Origin of the sequence: Reichenbachiella sp. (assembly GCF_033344935.1) — a bacterium.
GTDB lineage: Bacteria > Bacteroidota > Bacteroidia > Cytophagales > Cyclobacteriaceae > Reichenbachiella.
On sequence record NZ_JAWPMM010000001.1, the window covers coordinates 548,895 to 573,240 of the forward strand.

A 24,346-nucleotide genomic window follows, 5' to 3' on the forward strand; every position below is an offset into this window, starting at 1 on the left:
AAGATCGAACTTAAAGTTCGATCTCTTCTCCTAACCCGTTTAGAAAATTATACTGTGTAATTGGCACAGACGAATCTTCTACCAGGGTAATCCATCTTTTATATTTAAAGAACCATTTCCATTGTCTTGAAATGAAGCCTTTGGTAAAAAAGGCAAACAAATAAGGATGTAAAGAAATGGTTAGCTTCTTCTCATTTTGTTTCATCAAAAGGTGCTCCAGGTCTTTTTCTACCTGATCCGTCACTAAGATGGACGCGGTAATTTTACCAGTACCATCACATGTAGGACAGACTTCACGTGTTTTGATATCAACTTCAGGTCTCACTCGCTGGCGAGTGATTTGCATCAAACCAAATTTGGATAATGGAAGTACCGTAAATTTTGAACGGTCTGTTTTCATCTCGTCCTTCATTTTTTGGAATAGCAGCTTCTTATTTTCTGCTTTTCTCATATCTATGAAGTCGACTACGATAATACCTCCCATGTCACGCAAGCGTAACTGACGAGCAATTTCCTTGGCTGCATCAAGATTCACCTTTAATGCAGTATTTTCTTGATTGTCTTCAGCGTTAGATTTGTTGCCACTGTTTACATCGATGACATGCAATGCCTCTGTGTGCTCAATGATCAAATAGCCACCGCCGTCTATACTTACGGACTGACCAAACAATCCTTTAAGCTGTTTTTCGATACCGTAAGACTCAAACATCTTGACTCTGCCAGTATACAGTTTGACAATCTTTTCTTTATCAGGAGCTATATCATGAATAAAACTCTTTACGTCTTTGTAAAGTGCTTTGTCATCGACAACTATGCTGTCGAAAGTTTCATTTAATACGTCTCTCAGAATAGAATTGGCGCGATTCATTTCGCCAATGACTTTTTCGTTTGGTTTGACTTTCTTCAGTTTTTGCATTCCTGAAGACCATTTCTCAACCAATCCGCTTAGGTCTCTGTCTAGTTCAGCTACATCTTTTCCAGCAGCAACTGTTCTAATGATGACACCGAAATTCTCCGGTTTAATAGAGGTGATTAGTCGAAGCAAACGCTTCCTTTCATTACTGTCTCCAATTTTCTTGGAAACACTCACAGCATCAGAAAATGGTACAAGTACCAAATATCTTCCTGCTATCGATAACTCACTGGATAGTCTAGGCCCTTTTGTTGATATAGGTTCTTTTACAACCTGTACGAGAACACGTTGGTTTTTTGTTAAAACCTGGTTCATTTTCCCCAACTTATTGATATCGGGCAATCTTTTGAAACCATTCAGATTCTTTCCGGTTATCTTACCAGAAGTCACCTGTTTGGTGCATTTCATTAATGATTGCAATTGGGGGCCGAGATCTAAATAGTGTAGGAAGGCATCTTTTTCATATCCAATGTCTACAAATGCGGCATTAAGCCCGGGAACCACTTTTTTAACAGATCCCAGGTATATGTCGCCTACATTGAATTGATGCCCATCATTGTCCTGATGGAACTCGGCTAATTTTTTATCTTTTAATAGGGCTATTCGACATCCGTTCTGAGTTGAATTGATTATTAATTCGTTACTCAAAATTGAAATGTTTTATAGGTTCAAATATTAGTTCAAACAACCCAAGAAAGCACAATTATTTTTTCTTGTGTCTATTCTTTCTTAGCCTCTTCTTTCTTTTGTGAGTAGATATCTTATGTCTCTTTCTTTTCTTACCGCAAGGCATAATCTAAATTCGTTAAATGTTCTAAATTCGTTTAATTTCTTCGCTTTGATAAAACTTTATCTCCGCACGCTTTATATTTTCAAACTGCCACAACCTTTTAACAAGTCAGACAATTTTTAAATTCTTTTACTAGGTTTTGGTGAAGATTAGTCTTTTGATCAAAGACAATGCCTCCCCAAACAGTCCGCAAAGATAGTACTTTTTTTAATCTTAAAAAGAAATAATTTTAATTCGCCAAATTGTTCCGTAAATAGCTTGAAATTCTATCTAAGTGGTGTGTTTCTACGGCCTACTTTGCTGGTTGTTAACCTATTTTTTTGCTGCTTTTTATCTTCTCAACAAAAACCTTAGAAGGTTTAAAGCTAGGGATATAGTGCTCATCTATGATGATGGCAGTATTCTTAGAGATGTTTCGAGCTATTTTTTTTGCACGTTTTTTATTGATGAAGCTTCCAAATCCACGAACGTAAATATTCTCACCGTCCGCCATTGAATTTTTTACTACAGAAAAAAAAGCTTCCACTGATGCCTGAACGTCCAATCGGTCAATTCCTGTCTTTTCTGCTATCTCGTTGATCACATCTGCCTTTGTCACCTCTAATTTTTTAGGTATAAATAATAAGATAAATAAATTACAAAGTAATTTAGTTGCCTGAAATTCAGCGATTTCAGAGGGCAAATAAACACAAAAAATCAATTATTGAGAAATATTAATAAGCCTTTAAAGGGAGAGCAGTTACATTCAAAAGAAGATTGGTTTTCCACACAACTATTAGAATGGTATGATATCAATAAGCGTGAGTTGCCTTGGAGGGAGACAAAGGATCCTTTTAAAGTATGGTTGTCTGAGATCATTTTGCAGCAAACGCGGGTAAGTCAAGGGTTGCCCTACTATCAGAAATTCACCAATTCATTTCAAACAGTTGAAGAGTTTGCAAAAGCAGATTTGGATGAAATCCTGAAATTATGGCAAGGATTGGGCTATTATTCGAGAGCACGAAATATGCATGAATGTGCGACGGTAGTCTCAACAAAATATTCTGGGCACTTTCCTGACAATTACGTTGAACTGCAAAAGTTAAAGGGTATAGGGAAATATACTGCTGCAGCCATAGCATCTATTTGTTTTAATGATCCGGTTCCTTCTGTGGATGGCAATGTGTTTAGGGTGCTGTCCAGATTGTTTGGAATTACAGATGATATAGCTAAAGCCATCAGTTTCAAAGTTTATTTTGAGAAGGCAAAACAGTTAATGCCTGAAAACCAGCCTGGTAATTTTAATCAGGCTATGATGGAGTTTGGGGCTACTGTGTGTGTACCTAAATCTCCTAATTGTGACGAATGCATGTTTGCCTCTCATTGTTTTGCTAGTCAGCATAATATGATTGATAAGCTGCCTGTCAAATCGAAGACTGTAAAAGTCAAACACCGATATTTGAATTATCGGGTATTTACTTTTGATAATCATGTGTTGTTGCGACAGCGTAAGTCTGGTGATATATGGACTGGACTTTTCGAATTCGATTTATTAGAAACTGAAAAGAGTCTAAAAAGCAGTAACTTTGTTGAAGCAAAACTGCAGTACAATTCAAAGGAGATTATTCATCAATTGACACATCAGAAGTTGCACATGCAATTTCAGGTGTTTGAAATGGAATCTAAGAAAGCTTGGCAACAGTTAAAAGAGGAAAAACAGATGAAGGAAGTTTCGATTGCCAATTTAGGCGAATTCGCAGTTCCAAAACCAATTGAATTGTTTTTGAATAATGAGTTTTGTCAGTAAATTAAACATCGGAATCAACCTTAATAACAGTATAAAATGGCAGGAGTAAATAAAGTAATCCTTTTAGGAAATTTGGGTAAAGACCCAGAAGTAAGACATTTGGAAAATGGTCGCGCTGTGGCAAATTTTTCGATCGCCACGAGCGAAACGTATAAAAATAAGCAGGGTGAAAAAGTAACCAATACTGAGTGGCACAATGTGGTGCTATGGACCCCCTTAGCGGAAATTGCGGAAAAGTATCTAAATAAGGGCAATCAAGTGTATATAGAAGGCAAACTGACTTCACGTTCTTATGAAGACAAAGAGGGAGTTACAAAATATATTACCGAAGTGGTAGGTCGTGAAATGACGTTGCTGGGCGGGCCATCTCGACCTGAAGGTGGAGCTCCTGCACAAAGTGCATCTGCAGAAACAAGTACTGCCTCGAATGCCCCAGCGCCGGTTGAAGAATCAAACGAAATCGACGATCTACCGTTCTAATCAAAAACTGGATATACTCTAATGGACGACCCACTCCCGGGAAATTTAATATTGACAGCATTACTTACGAGCGGAGAGATTTATCTGCTGGTTTTTAGTCTTATTGGCATTAGTCTCTTATTTCTTGGATCCGCTTTGGTTTCAGGATCTGAAGTAGCTTATTTCTCGCTAAGCCATGATCAATTCTTGGACGCTGAGCAAACACCATCGAAAGGCAGAAAAAAGATTGCTAGGTTGCTAGGCCATCCCAAACAACTTCTTGCGACCATTCTGATATTGAACAATTTCATTAATATCTCGATAGTGATGCTGTCTACCTATGTGACTGCGGCCTTACTCGGAGATGTTTTGTCTGGTGGAGCCATCATTGCAGCTCTGACAGTAGTTATTACTTTTCTGATGGTCTTTTTAGGTGAAATTGTCCCTAAGGTTTATGCCAATCAGAATAATATGGCGTTTGCCAAACGCACTGCCACTCTGCTTACTATCTCATTCAAGATTTTCCATCCATTGGCGTGGTTGCTGATTAAAGTGAGCAACGTGATAGAGCGTCGGATTGAAAGAAAGGGCTATCGGGTTTCCGTGGATGATTTGAATCAAGCACTAGATCTGGCAGCCGAAGATGAGACAACCGAAGAAGAAAAAGGCATTCTTAAAGGTATTGTGAACTTTGGTACTTTGTCTGTGAAGCAGATCATGAAGTCCAGAATGGATATTACTGCCATTGACTTGGAAACAGATTTTCATGAATTGATGAACCAAATCAACAAAACAGGGTATTCAAGAATTCCGGTTTTCAAGGAAACGATAGATAAGATAGAAGGAATTTTATATATCAAAGATTTGCTTCCTCACGTCAGCGAAGAAGAGAATTTTAAATGGCAGGAATTATTGAGACCCGGGTTTTTTGTTCCTGAGACAAAAAAGATTGACACACTTTTCAAGGATTTTCAGGAAAAGAGAATTCACATTGCCATAGTAGTGGATGAGTATGGAGGGACTTCCGGATTGATTACTATGGAAGATGTAATTGAAGAAATAGTAGGAGAAATCAACGACGAATTTGATGAAGATTCCGATGTGGCTTATAGCAGGCTGGATAGCAACACCTTTATTTTTGAAGGTAAAACTTCTTTGATGGATTTTTGTAAACTTGCCGGTGTCGATCACAAAACCTTCGATCAGGTAAAGGGAGAAAGTGAGTCATTGGGAGGTTTACTCCTGGAAATCAATTCTATGCTTCCCAATGCTGGAGAGAAAATAGTATTTGAAAACTTTCTCTTTACTACTGTGGCAGTAAATGACAAACGTATAAAAAAGGTTAGAGTACATATTACGAGATGATGATGAGGTGGGCTTGGGTATTGTTGGTGGTAACTGTTGGCTGTGGGAGTAATAATTTCAATCCAAAGCCGAAAGGGTACAATAGAATAGATCTGAGACCAGCAGAATATCAGATTCTAGCCGATTCATTTCCATTTCAGATGGAGTACTCCACACAAGCAAGAATTTTGAAAGATAGCTCTTGGATAGCTGAGCGATATTGGTTTGATCTGTATTATGAAAAGCTTGGAGCTAACATTCAAGTGACCTATAAGCCAGTAAATAATGATAGAAAGACCTTAGAGGAATATTTAATGGATTCGTATAAGCTTACTTCCGAGCATAAAGTGAAAGCATACGCCATCGATGAAACTGTGATTACATTGAAAAATGGGATTAAGGCAACCGTCATGGAATTGTCTGGTGAGGTGCCCACTCAATTTCAGTTTCATGTAACTGACTCCACTCAACACTTTTTACGATGTGCACTATATTTTAGAACAGCCACCCAAAATGATTCATTGCGACCGGTGATAAATTATGTAAAAATGGATATGCTGCATATGCTTAATACTCTCACCTGGGATCAATAACCCATTTGCATGTCGAGCTTTATGGATACCAAAATCGAGTTTCTTAAAGGGGTGGGACCGGCTAAGGCCAAACTCCTAAGCGAAGAGCTCGGTATTCAGACTTTCCATAATCTTATCCATCATTTTCCTTTTAGGTACGAAGATCGATCTCGATTTCAAACTATCAATCAGATTCATCCAGATAGTGAAAACGTTCAGATCAAAGGAGTTGTCGAACGAGTCGAAGTGGTAGGTGCGGCAAGAAAACAACGGCTCACCGCTGTTTTTAGAGACACTACTGGTCAAATCGAACTGATCTGGTTCAAAGGGGTGAAATGGATGAAGACTAAGTTGAAGCCAGGCATACCTTATATTGTTTATGGCAAGCCTTCACTATTTCAAACTAAATTTTCCATTAGCCACCCTGAGATTGAGGTCATGACTCCGGCAAATGAAGCGGGTAAAAAAACAATGTTACCTGTGTACGCAACCACAGAGAAACTAAAAAGGAAATTTATAGACAGCAAAGCCATTGCTAAGCTGCAAATGGAACTGATCAAGACTAAAGGGTTTGGAGTGCCAGAGACTGTGGATGAAGACATATTGGCTCAAATGAAACTGGTTGATTTAAATACAGCACTCAGAGATATACATTTTCCTCCGAACTTATCGGCCAAAAACAGAGCACTTGAGCGGCTCAAATTTGACGAACTATTCTTCATTCAGCTAAAAATATTTAGAGAGAAGTCGGATCAGAAAGAAGTCCATAAAGGCATCGTTTTTCAGAAGAGCCATTTGGTTCGTGAGTTTTACGAAAAGCACATTCCGTTTGAGTTGACTAATTCTCAGAAGCAAGTAATCAAAGAAATTTATAATGATTTACAATCCGGCGTTCAAATGAATCGATTGCTTCAGGGAGATGTAGGGAGTGGCAAAACCATCACTGCTTTTGTTTGTATGTTGATTGCCATTGGGAGCGGCTTTCAAACCACGATCATGGCCCCCACGGAAATATTAGCGATTCAGCATTTTCTGGGGCTAGAAGAATTCTGTGATAAGTTGGGATTGAAAATAGGCTTGATTACTGGCTCGACTAAGAAAAGCCTAAGAAAAAAATATCTTGAAGAATTAGCGTCTGGTGAGATGAAAATATTGGTTGGTACACATGCCCTCATTGAAAATGATGTTCAGTTTGATCGATTGGGATTAGCCGTCATAGATGAGCAGCATAGGTTTGGTGTAGCCCAACGAGCCAAGCTCTGGCAAAAAAATAAACATGTGTATCCTCATGTGTTGGTAATGACGGCTACCCCAATCCCAAGGACATTAGCCATGACGCTCTATGGTGATTTAGAGGTTTCAACCATTAAGGAATTGCCTAAGGGGCGGAAACCAATAAAAACTTCACATTTGTACGATTCCTCTAGATTGAAGTTATTCGGTTTTATCCAAAGGGAAGTTGATTTGGGAAGACAAGTTTATGTGGTCTATCCTTTGATCGAAGAGTCGAGCACCTTGGATTATAAAGATTTGATGGATGGCTATGAGAGTATTTCTCGTGCATTCCCAAAGATTCCTTTGAGTATTCTTCATGGCAGGATGAAAGCCAAGGACAAAGATTTTGAAATGGATCGCTTTGTTCGTGGAGAAACCAAGATCATGGTAGCTACCACGGTGATTGAAGTAGGGGTGAATGTACCCAATGCCTCAGTGATGGTCATTGAGAATGCCGAGCGATTCGGGCTTTCTCAGCTGCACCAGCTCAGAGGAAGAGTCGGCCGTGGGGCAGATCAATCTTACTGTATCCTGATGACAGGAAGCAAAATTTCTAAAGAAGCCAGAGAAAGAATTGGTTGCATGGTTGCAACTACTGATGGGTTCGAAATTGCAGAAAAAGATTTGGAGCTGAGAGGTCCCGGTGATTTGATGGGCACCCAACAAAGTGGATTGCTGGAACTAAAGGTGGCCGATTTGACCACAGATGGTGAACTACTTAAAAAAGCTAGAGCAATGGCCGAGAGAATTGTTTCAGATGATCCAGAGCTAAAGCTTGCAACTCATAGCAGAATGGCACGACATCTAAATAAGAGTCAAATAGCCACTCTCAAATGGAGTGCTATTTCATAAGCATAAAAAAACCATCCCAATAGCAATCGGGATGGTCTGAATTTCGTTCGAAACTAATCTTAAGATTCCGCTTCGGTTGGAGCTTTCAATTTGGCAATTGTGAAAGATTTTTTCTCCTTATGTCCACAGTATCCGCAAGTGAAGTATTTCACTAACTCACCATCAGCTTCTAGTGTAGCTGAAGAAACAACTTCTTCTCTATTTACTTTTAATGTTTGATAGTTGCATTCGTTGCACTTCAAAGCGTGAAGTCTACCGTTGTATTTTTCGATTTTGGTATATCCTGACTCTTCATCTATCCAAACATCATAATCAACTGAAAAGGCATCCTCTTCAGCTTGCATTCCTTCATCTAAATAAACGTCTTCTTCTTCTTCACTCAACAATTTCATTTGACGACCGTCAGGTGAAATTCGAGGAGAGAATCTCAGAAGTTTTAATCTTTTTTCAATGTAGAATGGGTAGTAAAATTTAAGAATATTCTGAACAATAACGCCTGCAATGATGGCAAACATGGTGCTCACAAAAAGTCTAACGAAGAACCACATCATGCCAGACTCAGCGACGAGTGTATTAGCATAAACCGCTAAGGCGATGATAATCAATAGTGCGCTGTACCAAAGAAAATTGATTTCATACATATTGATGTAATCGTATTTCTCTTTGTGGTCTTTGGTGATCATTAATTTGAATAGATGACCGATTAGGATCAACAAACCGACAGCTGCAATAGCGTATGAAGCATAAGTGCCATACATATTCCAGGTATCCAGTAAGCCTTGATCAATTTTATTCATAGCGTTAAGCTTTAAGTAAAGTGGATTCTAATAAAATTTTGCCTTAAAATTCAACTAATAATAATAGTCATCAGTTGGCGCAGCTTATTTCCAAATATAGATAAAATGATCTTCTGTATGAGATAAGCTGAATTAAATTTATAAAAAAAAACAATCAGTTCAAATGATTAATTAGGAGACATCCTTGTTGGAATATTCTAATTGGGACTGATTAAAATGCAAAAAGCCATTCCGATAATTCGGAATGGCTTTTTTATGTATTTTGTCTAACGGTTTTAACCGTTCATAGAAACCAAAAACTCTTGGTTGTTTCTTGTGCCTTTCATTTTGCCAAGCAAGAATTCCATCGCTTCGTTTGAGTTCATGTCGTCCATGAATTTTCTCAAAATCCAGATACGAGCCAATTCTTCTTTGTCGATAAGCAAATCTTCTCTTCGAGTACCAGAAGCTGGAATATCGATAGCAGGGTACACACGCTTGTTGGATAGTTTTCTGTCCAACTGGAGCTCCATGTTACCCGTTCCTTTGAATTCTTCAAAGATCACTTCATCCATTTTAGATCCAGTCTCGATCAATGCTGTAGCAAGGATGGTCAATGATCCACCGTTCTCTACATTTCTAGCCGCTCCGAAGAATCTCTTAGGCTTGTGAAGTGCATTGGCATCTACACCACCAGAAAGAATCTTACCGCTTGATGGCACTACTGTATTGTGTGCTCTTGCCAGACGGGTAATCGAATCCAAAAGGATCACTACATCGTGACCGCATTCCACCATTCTTTTGGCTTTCTCTAGAACGATGTTAGCTACTTTCACATGTCTTTCTGCTTGCTCATCAAAAGTAGAAGCGATTACTTCTGCTTTTACGCTTCTAGCCATATCAGTTACTTCCTCAGGTCTTTCATCGATCAATAAGATCATTAAATAAACCTCTGGGTGATTTTCAGCAATGGCGTTAGCCACATTTTTAAGCAAGACAGTTTTACCTGTTTTCGGCTGAGCTACGATCATACCTCTTTGCCCTTTTCCGATTGGAGAGAACATGTCCATTACTCTTGTAGAGTAATCACTAGGCTTGTAGCTTAAGTTTAATTTTTCCTCAGGGAAAAGAGGAGTCAAGTATTCGAAAGGAACTCTGTCTCTAATTTCTTCAGTAGTCTTTCCGTTTACAGAACTTACTCTTAGTAGTGCAAAGTACTTTTCACCGTCTTTTGGAGGTCTGATTTGACCCAATACAGAATCACCAGTTTTCAGACCAAACAATTTGATTTGAGAAGGCGATACATAAATATCATCTGGACTAGCCAGGTAGTTGTAATCACCAGACCTCAAGAAACCATAGCCATCTTGCATGATTTCCAATACACCGCCGTTTTCGATGACACCATCGAATTCTTTAACTTTTTCGTTGTATTCAGCTCTTTTAGACTTTTGATCGGGTCTTTTTTCTCGTCTTTCTCCTCTGTCGTTTCTATCGCCTCTGTCCTTTCTTTCTTCTTTTTCTCTAGGCTCTTTGTCCTTAGCCTCAGGTTTAGAATCGTCTTTTTTATCAGCCTTTGGTTTGTCGGCCTTTGGTTTGTCAGACTTGTCTTTTGCCTCTGGCTTTTTAGATTTTGATTCCGCTTCCAGATTGAAATCACTCAATAAGTCATCAGATGATTTCTTCTTTTCTGGTTTTGATTCTTTTTTGTTTTCTGCTTTTTCGGCAGGCTGTTCTTTCTTTTGTTCTTCAGCCTTTCTTTCAGCTGCAGGCTTAGGGTTGATGGCCTGCTCGTCTAGAATTTTGTATATCAGATCCTTCTTCGCAGCTTTCTTGTAGTTTTTGATGCCCAGACTATCTGCAATTTCTTTAAGCTCAGATAGCAGTCTGTCATTCAATTCTTCAATTTTATACATGATAATTAATTAGTAGAAATTGTGCTTAATGATATAAGCGTCTTGAAATGAAATATTTTTTGAAATATTATAGTAATGAAGATTGGCCTATTGTGAATAGCTGGATGGCTACCTAAGCCCAAATGCATATAAGTGCCACAATTATATGACAACTAATATTATAACACAAATTTACTCAAATTTATTTGTATTGCCTCTAAATGCACGAAAAGTACTTTTTTATTAATTGATTCTTTATGCTTCTATAGCGTACGTGTCGGATGTTCATATAAATTTGCCTTTCAAAAAATTTAGAACCTTATGTTAATTGTTTCAGACATTAGAGAAAACAAGACGGAATTCACTGCAGGATTAGTAAAAAGAGGCATTTCTGATGCTGAAGCCTTGCTAGATGAAGTACTTGCGTTGGATGAAAAAAGAAAAAGTACACAGGCTCAGCTTGATGAGCTTTTAGCTGAGTCTAACAAAATCTCGAAGTCGATTGGTCTGCTGATGAAAGAAGGCAAGCAGGATGAGGCCAATGAAGCAAAAGCAAAAACATCTGAGCTTAAAGCAAAAACCAAGGAACTAGGACAGGTTTTGGAAGAAACTAAGCAGTTGCTTGATGATAAACTATACCAAATTCCAAATATTCCGAACGAAGAAGTACCAGCTGGTAATTCAGAGGATGACAATGAGGTACTATTTACTGTTGACCATTTGCCTGAAGTTGGTGAGGATGCGTTACCGCATTGGGAACTTATTAAAAACTACGACATCATTGATTTTGATCTTGGAGTGAAAATCACAGGTGCTGGCTTTCCAGTGTATAAAGGAAAGGGAGCTAGACTTCAGCGTGCATTGGTGAATCTCTTTTTGGATGAAGCAAGTAAGGCTGGATATGATGAAGTACAGCCTCCTGTGGTTGTAAATGAAGCCTCAGGTCGTGGTACGGGTCAACTACCTGACAAAGAAGGGCAGATGTATCAAATCACAGATTCTGATTTGTATCTGATTCCTACAGCTGAAGTACCGATCACCAATTTGTATAGGGATGTAATTATTGACGAAAAGGATTTACCAATCAAAAATGTTGGTTTCACACCTTGTTTCAGAAGAGAAGCAGGTTCTTGGGGCGCACATGTAAGAGGCCTTAATAGATTGCACCAGTTTGATAAAGTAGAAATTGTGCAGGTGCAACATCCGGATAAGTCTTTTGATACTTTGATCGAAATGAGAGATCATGTGGAGGGACTATTGAAGAAATTAGAGTTGCCTTATAGAATATTGAAACTGTGTGCTGGAGACTTAGGCTTTACATCAAATATCACTTATGATTTTGAAGTGTATTCTGCTGCTCAAAAAAGATGGTTGGAAGTAAGCTCTGTAAGTAATTTCAAAGCGTATCAGGCGAATCGTTTAAAATTGAGATATCGTGACGCTGAAAATAACAAACATTTGCTTCATACCTTAAATGGAAGTGCCTTGGCTCTCCCAAGAATCATAGCTGCAATACTCGAAAATGGTCAGACACCAGAGGGTATCAAAATACCGACGGCTTTGCATCAGTACGCCGGCTTTGAAACTATTTCGTAAGGAATACGATCAATAGGGATGAATTTAAGAAAAGGAACGGAAGCAGATCTACCTAGATTACTCGAGCTCATTCGCGAGTTAGCAATCTATGAAAATGCAGAAGATCAGGTATCCAATACCATAGAAAGAATGAAGAAGGAGGGCTTTGGCCCTTCTGCTGTTTTTGGGTTTTTTGTGGTTGAACATCAAGATGAAATAGTAGGCGCAGCTGTTTACTACTGGCGCTATTCTACCTGGAAGGGTAAACGACTCTATCTCGAAGATTTGATAGTGACAGAAGCCGTCAGAGGTATGGGGGCTGGAAAAATGCTCTTCGATAAAATGCTTGAATTTGGTAAAGCCGAAGATGCCAGCGGCATGATGTGGCAAGTCCTGGATTGGAATGAATCTGCCATCAACTTCTATAAGAAATACAACACCTCCTTCGACGAAGAGTGGCTCAATTGCCACATTGATTTTGATTAATCAACATGCTCCAGCATGGTTCGGAAGGCAACAAACTTGTCCTTGAACTTTTCTGTATGTTCAGTTTGCAAGGCCTCTGCATGCTTTTCCTGATACTCATGAATATGATTGATACTATCAGCGAAATATTGGATGGCATAGGTGATAGCGCCTTCCTGTTCATGAGAAAGTAGCCTGAAGATTTTACGATCCACAAACATACCTGTATCCATCACTTTTGGAATGTGATCTTCTTTCATCCAAGTCAGCCAATCCGTTTCAATGTTTTCGTCCAGGCTTACTGTTACGTTGTATAATATCATGGTGTAAAATTAAAACAACCCCTCAATAGTGCCGTCATCTGTGATATCAATTTTCTCTGAAGCCGGGAAGGCTGGTAGTCCAGGCATACGCATAATGTCTCCGGTAATAGGAACTAAGAACCCAGCACCAGCGGCAATTTCAATTTCCCTGACAGTCACCACAAAATCCTTTGGCCTTCCCAAAAGGGCAGGATTATCTGACAAAGATTTCTGAGTCTTGGCAATGCAGACAGGTAAGTTAGATAAGCCTAGTCGTTCGATTTTTCTAAGATTTGCTTTGGCTTTGGCCGTATAGTCGATGGCCTTAGCACCGTAGATTTTCTTGGCTATAATGTCAATCTTTTCTTCTACGGGTAGCGACCAATCATACATGGGTGTGAATTTGACATTGTTAGCTTCAACAGTTGCGGCAACGTCTTTGGCTAATTCGATAGCACCATCTCCTCCCTTGGACCATACATCTGCTATCTCTACTTTGACTCCGAGTGATTCACATCGAGCACGGATGTGCTCTATTTCAGCATCAGTATCTGAGGTGAATTTGTTGATAGCCACCACAGGTAGGATATTAAATAAGCCTATGTTTTCGATATGCTTTTCCAGATTGGCTAGTCCTTTATCCAGAGCTTTCACATTTTCTTTTTGTAAGTCATCCACTAAAACTCCACCATGATATTTAAGCGCACGGACAGTAGCGACCAATACGACTGCCTTCGGCGACAGTCCACCAGACACACATTTAATGTCAAAGAATTTTTCAGCTCCGAGATCGAAACCAAATCCTGCTTCAGTCACCACGTATTCGGAGAGGGATAGACCTGTTTTAGTAGCAATAATGGAATTCGTGCCCTGTGCAATATTAGCAAATGGTCCACCGTGAATGATGGCTGGATTTCCTTCCATCGTTTGAACGAGGTTGGGCATGATGGCATCTTTGAGCAATGCCGCCATTGCACCATGCGCTTTCAAATCCCGCGCATAGATAGGCTGTTTGTCGTAGGTGAATCCTATGAAGATATTGCCGAGTCTCTTCTTAAGGTCAGAGAAATTTTCAGCCAAGCAGAGGATTGCCATTATTTCTGAAGCTGCGGTGATATCAAACCCTGTTTCACGAGGTACCCCTGAAGTAGTACCACCCAGCCCCACGATGAGGTTCCTCAATGACCGATCATTCATATCCATGACCCGTTTCCAGGTCACTGTCCTTGGGTCTATGCCTAATGAGTTCTTTTTGTTTTGGATATTGTTATCAATGAGTGCGGCTAGCAAATTGTTGGATTTTTCTATGGCGGAAAAGTCACCTGTAAAATGAAGGTTGATATCCTCCATAGGCAACACTTGTGAATAACCTCCACCTGTGGCCCCTCCTTTGATCCCAAACACCGGCCCTAAGGAGGGTTCTCTTAGTACAACGGTCGTTTTCTTTCCGATTTTATTCAGTGCTTCTGTCAGTCCGATAGACATAGTGGTTTTGCCTTCTCCAGCTGGTGTTGGAGAAATGGCGGATACCAAAATCAGATTGTTATTGCTATACTTTTCCTTGTCAATGTATGTCAGTGGAATTTTTGCCTTGGTTTTCCCATAGGGTATGAGGTCTTCGGGAAGGATGTTCAGCTTGTTGCCAACTTCACTAATAGGCAATAGGGTAGCCTTTTTAGAAATTTCTAAATCAGAGTTCATGGGTAGTACTGTTGTTAATGTCAATCCAGGGTTTTCATCAATTCTAAAAACCCTTAGTCTTGTTTAGAAACCAAGTTATCAATTTTTTCCAGAGGTTCATCGAACTTTTTTACAATTGGCAATTGCCGTTTCTACATTTATTCAAGTAAATCTTAAACCCACCGTATTATGGAAGCGCACAAGATCGAACGAATGGCAGAAGTATGGAAAACTATTGATGGTTTTTCAAATTATGAAATATCCAATTTGGGAAGGGTTCGCCGAAAGGCACGCAAGACATTTCATGCCGGCTCTAACAAGGACATTTTTTTGAAGGAGAAAGTAATGAAGCAGCGATGGAATAAAACGTGCAAATGTTATTTCATGGATTTGCTCAATGATGAAAAGAAAAGAAAGACAGTCTACCCTCACCGAGAAGTAGCTTCTGCTTTTTGTATTAATATTTTACCAGAAGAGTATACTATGATTGTTCATTTGGATAATGATCCAAAAAACAATGATAGCTCGAACCTGGAATGGGTTTCGCCATCAGAGCACATGGCTTTTCAATTTGAAGTGGGAAATAAAAATAACTTCAAAGTATGGCGTACTCGCAAAGAGAAGTATAAAAATGGGTTTAAAGCAGGCACGATCTTCAAAGGTCGTCCAAGAAAATTGGCCTAGTATGGATAAGTAAAAAGGGCAGCTATTCAGCTGCCCTTTTTTGTTATATCTTCATTACAAACCACTTGGCCAATGTCTTATAATTGACCTTGGTGCCATGCATAAATATCCCGATTCGATAAATCCTACCGGCCATCCATGTCGTACCGCAGAAGCCTGCGATGAGCAAGGAAACTGATAGTGCCAACTCCCACAGCGGCACGTCAAATGGCAATCGCATCATCATGATTACCGGAGAGGTGAAAGGGATCATGGACAACCAAAACGCCATTGTACCATGGGGTTCTTGAATGACGATCGAAATCATCATCATTGAGAAAATGAGCGGTAGCGTGACTGGCAACATAAATTGCTGAGAGTCGGCTTCGCTGTCCACTGCTGACCCAATCGCCGCAAGCAATGCGCCATACAGCAAATAACCTCCTAGAAAGTAGATCAAAAAGCTAACCAGTATCTTTGGCACGTCAATCTTATCTAAAACACCTGAGAGATCAAATGCTTGGTTTTGAGCTTCGATTTGTTCGGCATCTACGCCGGTCTCGTTGGCCATTTGTTCGGTGATAGTAGGCTGATCCAATATTAATGTAGAAGTAACTGAGGTGAGAGCCGTAGTCATGACCGCCCATAACACAAACTGAGTAAGACCAACAGCTGCTATTCCTAATATTTTGCCCATCATTAGCTGAAAGGGGCGTACCGACGCGATCATTACTTCTATGATTCGACTTGTTTTTTCTTGAGTGACCCCACGCATGATTTGCATGCCATAGATAAAGATGAACATATAGAGTAGAAATGAGGAAACATATCCCACACCAAAGGCAATCCCAGAATTGCTTTCGCTTTCTCCACCGGTATCAGACAGATTGATAGTTTGAATATCTACATAAGATCTCAGGTTGTCGATAAGCTCTTGGTCCAAGCCTGAATTAGCCAATTTTTCATCTTCAATTATTCCACGTACTCTTTTTTCGATTCCCCCTTCTATGGCTATTCCTGGACTTTGCGTGGAGTAGAATTTTATACCTTCTGGATTATCAAGATCAATTTTCGGTATATGGAGAATTCCGAAGATGGCTTCGCTCCTTAGGAGCGACTCCTTGGATTCTTCAATATCTGCTTGTATAAATTGATAGGTGATGGTTTCTGTGTTTTCAATTTTATTTTCGAAGAATCCACTTTCATCAATGACTTGAATGAGCTTTTGGTCACCTTCCCTTGTCGCTGACCAAAATACGATAGCCATCATTCCTGCGAATAGAATTGGCCCTAGGATGGTCATGATAATAAATGACTTTTTCTTTACTCTAGCGATGTACTCGCGTGCGACGATGAGTCCAATCTTATTCATGGTTGGTAGGCTTTACAGTGGAAATAAAAATGTCATTGATAGATGGGATTTTTTCGTTTATAGAAACAATCTTCGTTTTTGAAGTAATGAAGTTTGTCAAGTCATTCACCGAATGGTTGTCTGCAATTTTCACTTCTGACCTGACGATGCCATCTTCTAGTTGGGTTGATTTCAGCATTTCGAATCCATTATCAGACATCGGGATATCTCCTTGATATTCGGCTATGAAAGTATTGTCTCGATACTGGTTTTTGATATCTTTTTTAGCTCCATGTATGAGAATTTTGGAGTGATGAATCAACGTGATTTGGTCACACAATTCTTCTACGGATTCCATCCTATGCGTTGAGAAGATGATGGTAGCTCCTTTCTCTTTCAATTCTAGAATTTCGTCTTTGATCAAATTGGCGTTTACAGGGTCAAACCCTGAAAAAGGCTCATCTAGAATGATAAGAGAAGGATTGTGTACGACAGTAGCAATGAATTGAATCTTTTGCTGCATTCCTTTAGAAAGGTCTTCTACATTCTTGTTGTGCCAGGCCATGATGTCCAGTTTTTCCATCCAGTGTTTGATAGACGCAACTGCATCTGGTCGGGTCATGCCTTTCAATCTCGCCAAGAAAATGAGTTGGTCCGAGACTTTCATTTTTTTGTAAAGACCTCTTTCTTCTGGTAGGTATCCAATCTTTCGTACGTCTTCGGCTAGCATAGGTACATCTTTAAAAAGTACCTGGCCGTTGTCGGGCATAATGATTTGAGTAATGATTCTGATCAATGTGGTTTTACCAGCCCCATTGGGTCCTAATAATCCAAAAACACTGTTTTCTGGGATGCCAAAGTCAATATTGTCCAAGGCTTGATGATCTCCATAGGATTTAGAGACACCATTGATTTTTACTAAATTCAAGTTGATTGTTTTTGATTTGCTACATGAGTAGCTAAATCTAAAGAAATATTACAGCAGAGTAAAATTACTTCACGTATTCAAAGATGATATTGCCGAGTGCTACGTCAACGTTGAATTCCATCAAATTTTTTGCACTTGCCGTATAGCTGCGATTGACGTAGACATTTTCTGAAACTTCTTCGAAGGCTTGGCTGAGAGAAATATTGCAAAGCGGTGAGCTTTTGAAATGAATGATGGCTGGATAGTCTTCTTCAGGAACTATGATCTTTAGCTTGCCAGCTCCAACACTCACATTGATTTTACAAGCTTTTTCTACTCCCTTGCTAAAGTCGAGTACAGCCGTTCCAAAGCCAACATCAGCGATGACGACGTTTGCATTCGACTTGTTCACATTTTTAGTCATGATATTGCCTACATCTACATTGACATAAAAAGTATCCATGGCACATTTGTTCATAGAGTTGTCGTCGTACATGATTTTCACATTGGCACTTCCAGACTCTATTTTAAATTTAGAAACCGATAAGTTCGATAAATTCACAAAGGCATCGCCGACTCCATATTTCAAATCCAGATCGTAAATTTTTTGATCCGCTAAAAACACTTTCCAGAAGTTTTTTTCAGATTTTTCATTGCCAAACATACTGTAGGAAATGGCCTGACTTAGCCCTTTCTGATTGTAGTCTTCAAGAAAGAGGTTGACTTCGTTTCGATTGTTGGAGATATTCGTATGAAAGGTAGGGTTGACTTCAGAAAAGGAAGGATTGCCATAGATAGTGACTGGGTCGTTGTTGTCGGAAGGGTTGATAAAGCAGGTGCCTGAGGTAGCTTTCAGCGAAAAAGCGACCGTATCAAAAGAGGCTTCGTCCTTTACAGTATAGAACTTTTTCAGTTGGCAATGCCCCTTCATCCCACAAACCAATGTTGCTATTACAACAATATAAACCCTTAGCATGTCCCTACGTACGGAATTTCTCTCATTCTGGTTCGATTCGTTCGACGATTGTCGAGATTCAAGCGTCGAAAATAGACTGAATCTGTCTAAATCAAAAATTTAGACCGTTATGTACCAAAAAAAGACCTCTTATCGATAGTGACAATAAGAGGTCTTTGTAGTCTTTGAGCAATTCCTAAAAGAATTCCTTGATCTTTTCGAAGAAACCTTTTTCTCCTTTGCCAGGATTTGGCGTGAAGTTGTCGGAATCTCTCATACTCTCCAGCTTTTCCTTTTCGTCTTTCGACAGGGTCTTAGGCGTCCAGATATTCACATGAATCAACTGATCTCCTTTGCCGTAGCCATTGATGTCTTTGATACCCTTGCCACGCAATCTCAAGATTTTGCCGCTTTGGGTGCCTTGATCAATTTTGATTTTCACTTTGCCGTCAATAGTTGGTACTTCCACAGAAGTGCCTAATACCGCATCTACAAAGTTGAGATACAAGTCGTAAACAATGTTATTGCCTTCACGCTTTAGTTCATCTCCTTCTTGCTCCTCGATTACGATCAAAAGATCTCCAGGCATTCCACCACCTGGGGCTTCGTTTCCTTTACCAGACATAGAAAGCTGCATGCCATCTACTACACCAGCTGGTATTTTCACCGGTATGACTTCGTCTTTGTACGTCAAGCCAGAATTGTCAACACCATTTGGCTTTTTGTCAATGCTTTGACCTGCACCATTACAAGTAGGACAAGTAGAAGCAGAAACCATCTGACCCAGCATGGTATTAACCACTTTTTTCACTTGGCCGCTTCCATTACATGACTGACAAGTCTTGAATGTCACGCCATCAGCTACTACTAAACGATTGACCTTAATTTTCTTTTCTACGCCGTGTGCTATGTCTTCTAGCGTAAGCTTGAGCTTGATGCGAAGGTTGGTGCCTTTGCGAGCTCGGCCTCTACCGCCGCCGCCTCCACCAAAGAAGCTATCGAAAGGGCTGCCGCCTCCGCCACCGAAGATATCGCCAAATTGAGAGAAGATATCGTCCATAGACATACCTCCACCACCAAAGCCACCGCCGGCAGCTCCGCCCATTCCGGCATGACCGAATTGGTCGTAGCGCTGCTTTTTCTGGGCATCACTCAAAACTTCATAAGCCTCTGCAGCCTCTTTGAAGTTTTCTTCTGCTTGTTTGTCGTCTGGATTTTTGTCTGGGTGGTACTTGATAGCAAGCTTTCTATATGCTTTTTTGATCTCATCTGCAGAAGCAGATTTGGATACACCCAGTACTTCGTAATAATCTCTTTTTGCCATAACTATGCTCCGGTTACTACTTTCGCAAATCTGATCACCTTGTCGTTGAGTTGATAGCCTTTCTCAATTACATCTACTACTTTCCCTTTCAACTCTTCCTCAGGTGCTGGAATCTGTGTGATAGCCTCATGGTATTCCACATCAAACTCGGAACCTTTGTCGGCTTCGATTTTTTTCACTCCTTTTTGCTCAAGGATGCCCTTAAATTTATTGTATATCAAATCCACACCTTCTTTCACAGATTTAATGTCTGCCTCTTCGGTCATCGATTGATCCGCTCTTTCGAAATCATCTAATACAGGAAGCAAGTCCTTAATTAAATTCTCATTAGCAGAATTGATAAGCTCTAATTTCTCTTTAGAAGTTCTTCTTCTGAAGTTTTCGAATTCAGAATATAGTCTTAGGTACTTGTCTTTCGACTCCGCCACTTCTGCTTGAAGTTTTTCTTCAGCACTTAATTCTACCTGCGGTTCTTCATTCTGCTCCTCTTGCTCTTCCACAGTTTCTTCGTTCTTCACCTGTGGTTCTTCCACGACAGTCTCTTCCGACTTCTTGTCAGCTTTTTTATTATTTTTTGCCATTAGTATTCACAATTAAATGCGCTATTGGTTTGGCAATTACTTTGCCAATGGAAAATCTGTGACAGATTGTCCTAAAATTTATTAATTCAATAAAATATTGTCATGTTAGGCGTTGATGGCATCCCAAATCATATCCTTCAATGGGTTCAGGTTTTTCTGCGCCACACTCGATATAAAAATAGAAGGCAATTCGGTCGGTACTTCCTTTTTCATTTCTTCCATCAGTTCATCATCCAGCATATCCGATTTGGTAATTGCGAGCATGCGCTGTTTATCTAAAAGCTCAGGGTTGTATTTGGTCAATTCTTTGAGAAGAATTTCATATTCTTTCTTGATGTCATCGGAATCGGCGGGTACCATAAACAACAAGATCGAATTTCTTTCGATATGCCGTAAGAATCTAATGCCTAGTCCTTTGCCTTCTGCAGCTCCTTCGATGATACCAGGAATATCGGCCATCACAAATGACTTGTGATCTCTATAGGCCACTACACCAAGGTTCGGCACGAGCGTGGTGAAAGGATAATTGGCGATTTCTGGTTTGGCCTCGGACAACACTGAAAGCAATGTGGACTTTCCAGCATTAGGAAACCCAACTAAACCGACATCGGCCAAGACTTTCAGTTCAAGAACGATCCATTCTTCTATGCCTAATTCACCTGGTTGAGCATAATGTGGCGTTTGATTAGTGGCGTTTTTGAAATTGTCGTTGCCAAGGCCGCCACGTCCCCCTTGAGTAAGAATGATCTCCTGACCATCTTCTAATATTTCTACTCTTCGCTCTCCAGTTTCGGCATCTTTAGCGATAGTACCCAATGGCACTTCTAGGATGATGTCTTTGCCTTCGGAACCACTTCTATTGCCTCCTTCCCCTGGTTTGCCATCTTCGGCAATCGCATGTTTTTTATACCTCAGATGAAGCAAGGTCCACAGCTGCCTGTTGCCACGAAGAATGATATGGCCGCCACGGCCACCATTGCCTCCATCAGGCCCGCCTTTCGGAACATGTTTTTCTCTTCGGAAATGTACAGAACCAGGTCCGCCATTTCCCGATCGGGAACAAAACCTTACGTGATCAATGAAGTTTGAAGATGCCATTTACTTAAAGTTGAAAAAACAAATGGCAAAACCCTAAGCCCTTGCTTAAGAATTTTGCCATTTAAAATTTTATTTGAATGCCTAATTAGAGCCCATCCATCACTCGGCGAATGGCCAAGTAGATTTCTTCGATAGCTCCTACACCATGAATTTTGTTGTATTTGCCCTGTTTCTCATAAAATTCAGCGACTGGCAACGTTTCGTTTTTGTATACCTGAATACGGTTATCGATTTTAGCCTCGTCCTGATCGTCCGCTCTTCCAGAAGTTTTACCTCTTTCGAGTAATCTAGTTTTTAGCTCTTCATCTGGCACATCAAGTGCAATCATACCACTGATAGAAGTATCAAAATCATTGAGCATATCTTCAAGTGCAACTGCTTGAGCAACTGTTCTTGGGAATCCATCGAAAATGAACCCTTGAGGATCGATGGTGGTGGCAATTTTGTCTTTTACCATTCCGATGACTACTTCATCAGGAACCAGATTTCCTTCATCCATGTATTTCTGAGCTAGCTTGCCTAGTTCAGTGCCTTCTCCTAAGTGCTTTCTAAATAAATCACCTGTAGAAAGGTGAACCAATTTGTATTGCTCTATTATTTTTTCACTCTGTGTGCCTTTGCCAGCACCGGGAGGGCCGAATAATACGATGTTTAGCATGATTTATTTATTAGTGTGTATTATTAGTATTCTACAAAAAAGGGGCAAATATAATAAATTAATTGGGGTGAATTTAAGGCTTCAATTGATACAATCCGGTAAGATTTCTACCCTTGCCCAAGTAGTCCATACCATAGCCTACCACGAATAGATTTGGGATTTCCTTCCCAACATATTGAAGTTCGATGGATTGTTGGTAGGCTTCAGGCTTAAAAAAGAGAGTAGCGGTATGGATTGAAGCTGCCTTTTTATCACTGAGTATTTCCAAAATATGAGCTAAGGTATTCCCGCTATCCACAATGTCTTCTACTATCAAGATGTGTTTGCCGGTAAGGTCTTCATTGAGGCCGATTAATTCATTGACTTTTCCTGTGGACGAAGTGCCTTCGTAGGAAGCGAATTTCAAAAAACTAATTTCTGGATCTGAAGTCATATACTTCACCAGATCAGCCATGAATAGAAATGCACCATTCAATATGCCAAGAATCAGCAGGCCCTTTCCTTGATAATCGATATCAATTTGATGTGCGAGCTGTTTGACACAATCCTGAATTTGATCAGCCGTAAGGTACTCTTCGAATTTTTTGTCTCCTACTTGGATCATAAGTGTTTCATTAAATATTTATATAGATTGATCATGGCTTCAATGTCACTTTTGTGGACAATTTCACCTGGCGAATGTACATGATCTTCTGGAGCACCTACAAAGCACCAATCAATCGGGTAAGGCGATTGCTGAATTTCGCGTCCATCGCTGCCTCCACTTCGTTCGACTTCAATTTGGTAATTGACCCCAGAAGTTTCGGCTAATGCAATAATTTTATCTACATACTCTCTTCTCGGAATACTCATGTCTCGCAATGAAATCGCTACTCCATTTCCATGAGTTACTCCTTCCGTGACCCAAGTGATATCAGAAACTAGTGCTTGCCTGATTTGGTAATTTTCATACATCCATTTGCATAGAAATGGAACCGTACCTCCACCGTGCTCTTCCCAACAAGAAAATATGATAAGACCATCTTCGAGTGTTTCCGCTACTTTTAGCGCGTTGAATACACCCAAACGATTATCCATATAACAGGATTGCACATATTCGTCAGTTTCACGGAAGTCAGATTTGAATACCAGATCAGTGCCAGATTCGATCCCACGGCCAAAATCGTAGAACAAATCTCGGTCTTCTACTTTCAGTTTGCATTCGATTGGCCCCATGACATCATGCCCTACTAGGGTGTAACCATCCTCGGTCTCAGGTCCGCCTATTGGTATTAGTTGATTTTCATAGCGTACTGTAAAACCAATGGAATCTATGTGAGCGAAAATGGCAGTACGTGGTTTACCAAACTTAAGAACCAAACAATCCTGAAACTCTTCACCATAGATGAGTTCGGGTTGAGTTTTCCAATGGTCCTTATTTTGATTGACATAGCCAATAAGAAATTCCGTCATGGCGGACTCATTGCCCGAAGGGGCAAAAATCTCACAAAGTGTCTTTAGTAATTTGATATCTGCAGCTTGCATGTATTCTTTTGAAAATCGAAGCACAAAAATCAATGTTTTTAGTCTAAATCAAATAGGCGAGACTAATTTTACCGCTGAACTCACAAATCACTATGCTCGAAGAATTTCTGAAGTATCTATTGATCTATAGCACAAGCGGAATCAAGTTTGTTTTTGGGCCGGTGTTTGGGGCTTCTTTTGGGTACAGCGTTTTCCTCACGGGTACATTGACTATCTTGGGAATGATGACTACGGTGTATCTTTTCACCTACTTTGGCACATACATTCGGCATTTTACGCAAAGTATTTTTCGATCAAAAGACAAAAAGATTTTCACTAAGAAAAACAGAAAGTACGTTCAGCTTTGGTTGAAGTATGGCGTAGCCGGCATGTCTTTTCTCACTCCGGTATTACTTTCTCCCCTTGGTGGTGCCATCTTGGTAAATGCTTTCGGTGGACGAAAAAAGGATATTATTAAATATATGTGGGTGAGTAGTATCTTTTGGGGATACCCGATGACATGGGCGGTAAAATTCGCTGGGCACATGATTCCGTTTTTGGATCTTTAGTGGAGGCACGACTGGATTCTAAATATTTCGGTTTACATTCCACATACTAGCCG

The 24,346-nt window shown here is 40.0% G+C and carries 24 protein-coding genes; 9 read left to right on the forward strand and 15 right to left on the reverse strand.

Annotated features, from left to right (window positions below; translation table 11 throughout):
* Nucleotides 1-10 precede the first annotated feature (10 nt).
* Together R8N23_RS02245 and R8N23_RS02250 are read right to left on the reverse strand one after the other, a co-directional pair.
* Nucleotides 11-1,561 carry an Rne/Rng family ribonuclease gene (locus R8N23_RS02245; RefSeq protein ID WP_318169938.1) on the reverse strand — a complete coding sequence of 517 codons (1,551 nt, stop codon included), beginning with the start codon at nt 1,559-1,561 and terminating at the stop codon, nt 11-13.
* 449 nt (nt 1,562-2,010) lie between these two features.
* The gene (locus R8N23_RS02250; RefSeq protein WP_263052009.1) at nt 2,011-2,301 is read right to left on the reverse strand and encodes an HU family DNA-binding protein; all 291 of its coding nucleotides are present in this window, start codon (nt 2,299-2,301) and stop codon (nt 2,011-2,013) included.
* A 105-nt stretch (nt 2,302-2,406) separates the two neighbouring features.
* On the opposite strand from R8N23_RS02250, the gene mutY reads away from it, so the two are divergent.
* Genes mutY through recG form a run of 5 tightly spaced genes read left to right on the forward strand, consistent with a single transcriptional unit; the run spans nt 2,407 to nt 7,991 of the window.
* Nucleotides 2,407-3,489 carry an A/G-specific adenine glycosylase gene (gene mutY / locus R8N23_RS02255; protein ID WP_318169939.1) on the forward strand — a complete coding sequence of 361 codons (1,083 nt, stop codon included), beginning with the start codon at nt 2,407-2,409 and terminating at the stop codon, nt 3,487-3,489.
* Between the two features lie 36 nt (nt 3,490-3,525).
* Entirely contained in the window at nt 3,526-3,969 is a 444-nt protein-coding gene (locus tag R8N23_RS02260; RefSeq protein ID WP_318169940.1) for a single-stranded DNA-binding protein, read from the forward strand.
* Nucleotides 3,970-3,990: 21 nt separating this feature from the next.
* On the forward strand, nt 3,991-5,313 hold the full coding sequence (gene gldE, locus R8N23_RS02265; RefSeq protein ID WP_318169941.1) for a gliding motility-associated protein GldE: 1,323 nt from the start codon (nt 3,991-3,993) through the stop codon (nt 5,311-5,313).
* Nucleotides 5,313-5,885: a gliding motility lipoprotein GldD gene (gene gldD / locus R8N23_RS02270; RefSeq protein WP_318169942.1), complete on the forward strand. Its 573-nt coding sequence runs from the start codon at nt 5,313-5,315 to the stop codon at nt 5,883-5,885. Before gldE ends, gldD begins: the two co-directional genes overlap by 1 nt.
* A 9-nt stretch (nt 5,886-5,894) precedes the next feature.
* Nucleotides 5,895-7,991: an ATP-dependent DNA helicase RecG gene (gene recG / locus R8N23_RS02275; protein ID WP_318169943.1), complete on the forward strand. Its 2,097-nt coding sequence runs from the start codon at nt 5,895-5,897 to the stop codon at nt 7,989-7,991.
* A gap of 59 nt (nt 7,992-8,050) precedes the next feature.
* On the opposite strand, the gene R8N23_RS02280 is transcribed toward recG, so the two are convergent.
* Entirely contained in the window at nt 8,051-8,788 is a 738-nt protein-coding gene (locus R8N23_RS02280) for a hypothetical protein (protein WP_318169944.1), read from the reverse strand.
* A 275-nt stretch (nt 8,789-9,063) separates the two neighbouring features.
* On the reverse strand, nt 9,064-10,683 hold the full coding sequence (gene rho, locus R8N23_RS02285) for a transcription termination factor Rho (protein ID WP_318169945.1): 1,620 nt from the start codon (nt 10,681-10,683) through the stop codon (nt 9,064-9,066).
* 300 nt (nt 10,684-10,983) lie between these two features.
* Here rho and serS point away from each other — a divergent pair, with 300 nt between their 5' ends.
* Nucleotides 10,984-12,258, forward strand: a complete 1,275-nt coding sequence (gene serS, locus R8N23_RS02290) for a serine--tRNA ligase (RefSeq protein ID WP_318169946.1) — start codon at nt 10,984-10,986, stop codon at nt 12,256-12,258.
* Nucleotides 12,259-12,276: 18 nt separating this feature from the next.
* Nucleotides 12,277-12,723, forward strand: a complete 447-nt coding sequence (locus R8N23_RS02295) for a GNAT family N-acetyltransferase (protein ID WP_318169947.1) — start codon at nt 12,277-12,279, stop codon at nt 12,721-12,723.
* On the opposite strand, the gene R8N23_RS02300 is transcribed toward R8N23_RS02295, so the two are convergent.
* The gene (locus R8N23_RS02300) at nt 12,720-13,025 is read right to left on the reverse strand and encodes a DUF4286 family protein (protein WP_318169948.1); all 306 of its coding nucleotides are present in this window, start codon (nt 13,023-13,025) and stop codon (nt 12,720-12,722) included. The two genes, R8N23_RS02295 and R8N23_RS02300, sit on opposite strands and share 4 nt — an antisense overlap.
* A 9-nt stretch (nt 13,026-13,034) precedes the next feature.
* Complete coding sequence (locus tag R8N23_RS02305) at nt 13,035-14,705, reverse strand: formate--tetrahydrofolate ligase (RefSeq protein ID WP_318169949.1); 1,671 nt, start codon at nt 14,703-14,705, stop codon at nt 13,035-13,037.
* Nucleotides 14,706-14,873: 168 nt separating this feature from the next.
* On the opposite strand from R8N23_RS02305, the gene R8N23_RS02310 reads away from it, so the two are divergent.
* Complete coding sequence (locus R8N23_RS02310; RefSeq protein ID WP_318169950.1) at nt 14,874-15,368, forward strand: NUMOD4 domain-containing protein; 495 nt, start codon at nt 14,874-14,876, stop codon at nt 15,366-15,368.
* 43 nt (nt 15,369-15,411) lie between these two features.
* Here R8N23_RS02310 and R8N23_RS02315 read toward each other — a convergent pair whose 3' ends face one another.
* The 9 genes from R8N23_RS02315 to R8N23_RS02355 form a co-directional block, all read right to left on the reverse strand.
* Complete coding sequence (locus R8N23_RS02315) at nt 15,412-16,719, reverse strand: ABC transporter permease (RefSeq protein ID WP_318169951.1); 1,308 nt, start codon at nt 16,717-16,719, stop codon at nt 15,412-15,414.
* Nucleotides 16,712-17,626 (reverse strand): ATP-binding cassette domain-containing protein, encoded by a 915-nt coding sequence (locus R8N23_RS02320; protein ID WP_318169952.1) that lies wholly within the window; start codon nt 17,624-17,626, stop codon nt 16,712-16,714. Before R8N23_RS02320 ends, R8N23_RS02315 begins: the two co-directional genes overlap by 8 nt.
* Nucleotides 17,627-17,690: 64 nt before the next feature.
* A complete protein-coding gene (locus tag R8N23_RS02325; RefSeq protein ID WP_318169953.1) occupies nt 17,691-18,536 on the reverse strand; it encodes a hypothetical protein in 846 nt (281 codons plus the stop codon).
* Nucleotides 18,537-18,756: 220 nt separating this feature from the next.
* Nucleotides 18,757-19,884, reverse strand: coding sequence for a molecular chaperone DnaJ (gene dnaJ, locus R8N23_RS02330; protein ID WP_318169954.1), 1,128 nt, complete (start codon nt 19,882-19,884; stop codon nt 18,757-18,759).
* A 2-nt stretch (nt 19,885-19,886) separates the two neighbouring features.
* Nucleotides 19,887-20,465: a nucleotide exchange factor GrpE gene (locus R8N23_RS02335; protein ID WP_318169955.1), complete on the reverse strand. Its 579-nt coding sequence runs from the start codon at nt 20,463-20,465 to the stop codon at nt 19,887-19,889.
* Between the two features lie 105 nt (nt 20,466-20,570).
* On the reverse strand, nt 20,571-21,563 hold the full coding sequence (gene obgE, locus R8N23_RS02340; protein ID WP_318169956.1) for a GTPase ObgE: 993 nt from the start codon (nt 21,561-21,563) through the stop codon (nt 20,571-20,573).
* Between the two features lie 85 nt (nt 21,564-21,648).
* Entirely contained in the window at nt 21,649-22,221 is a 573-nt protein-coding gene (locus R8N23_RS02345; RefSeq protein ID WP_318169957.1) for an adenylate kinase, read from the reverse strand.
* A 73-nt stretch (nt 22,222-22,294) separates the two neighbouring features.
* Complete coding sequence (hpt, locus tag R8N23_RS02350; RefSeq protein WP_318169958.1) at nt 22,295-22,825, reverse strand: hypoxanthine phosphoribosyltransferase; 531 nt, start codon at nt 22,823-22,825, stop codon at nt 22,295-22,297.
* A complete protein-coding gene (locus R8N23_RS02355; RefSeq protein ID WP_412071663.1) occupies nt 22,822-23,730 on the reverse strand; it encodes a M20/M25/M40 family metallo-hydrolase in 909 nt (302 codons plus the stop codon). The genes hpt and R8N23_RS02355 overlap by 4 nt, the downstream gene beginning before the upstream one ends.
* Before the next feature lie 107 nt (nt 23,731-23,837).
* Between R8N23_RS02355 and R8N23_RS02360 the strand changes: the two genes are divergently transcribed.
* Nucleotides 23,838-24,293, forward strand: a complete 456-nt coding sequence (locus R8N23_RS02360; protein WP_318169959.1) for a hypothetical protein — start codon at nt 23,838-23,840, stop codon at nt 24,291-24,293.
* The last annotated feature ends 53 nt before the right edge of the window (nt 24,294-24,346 follow it).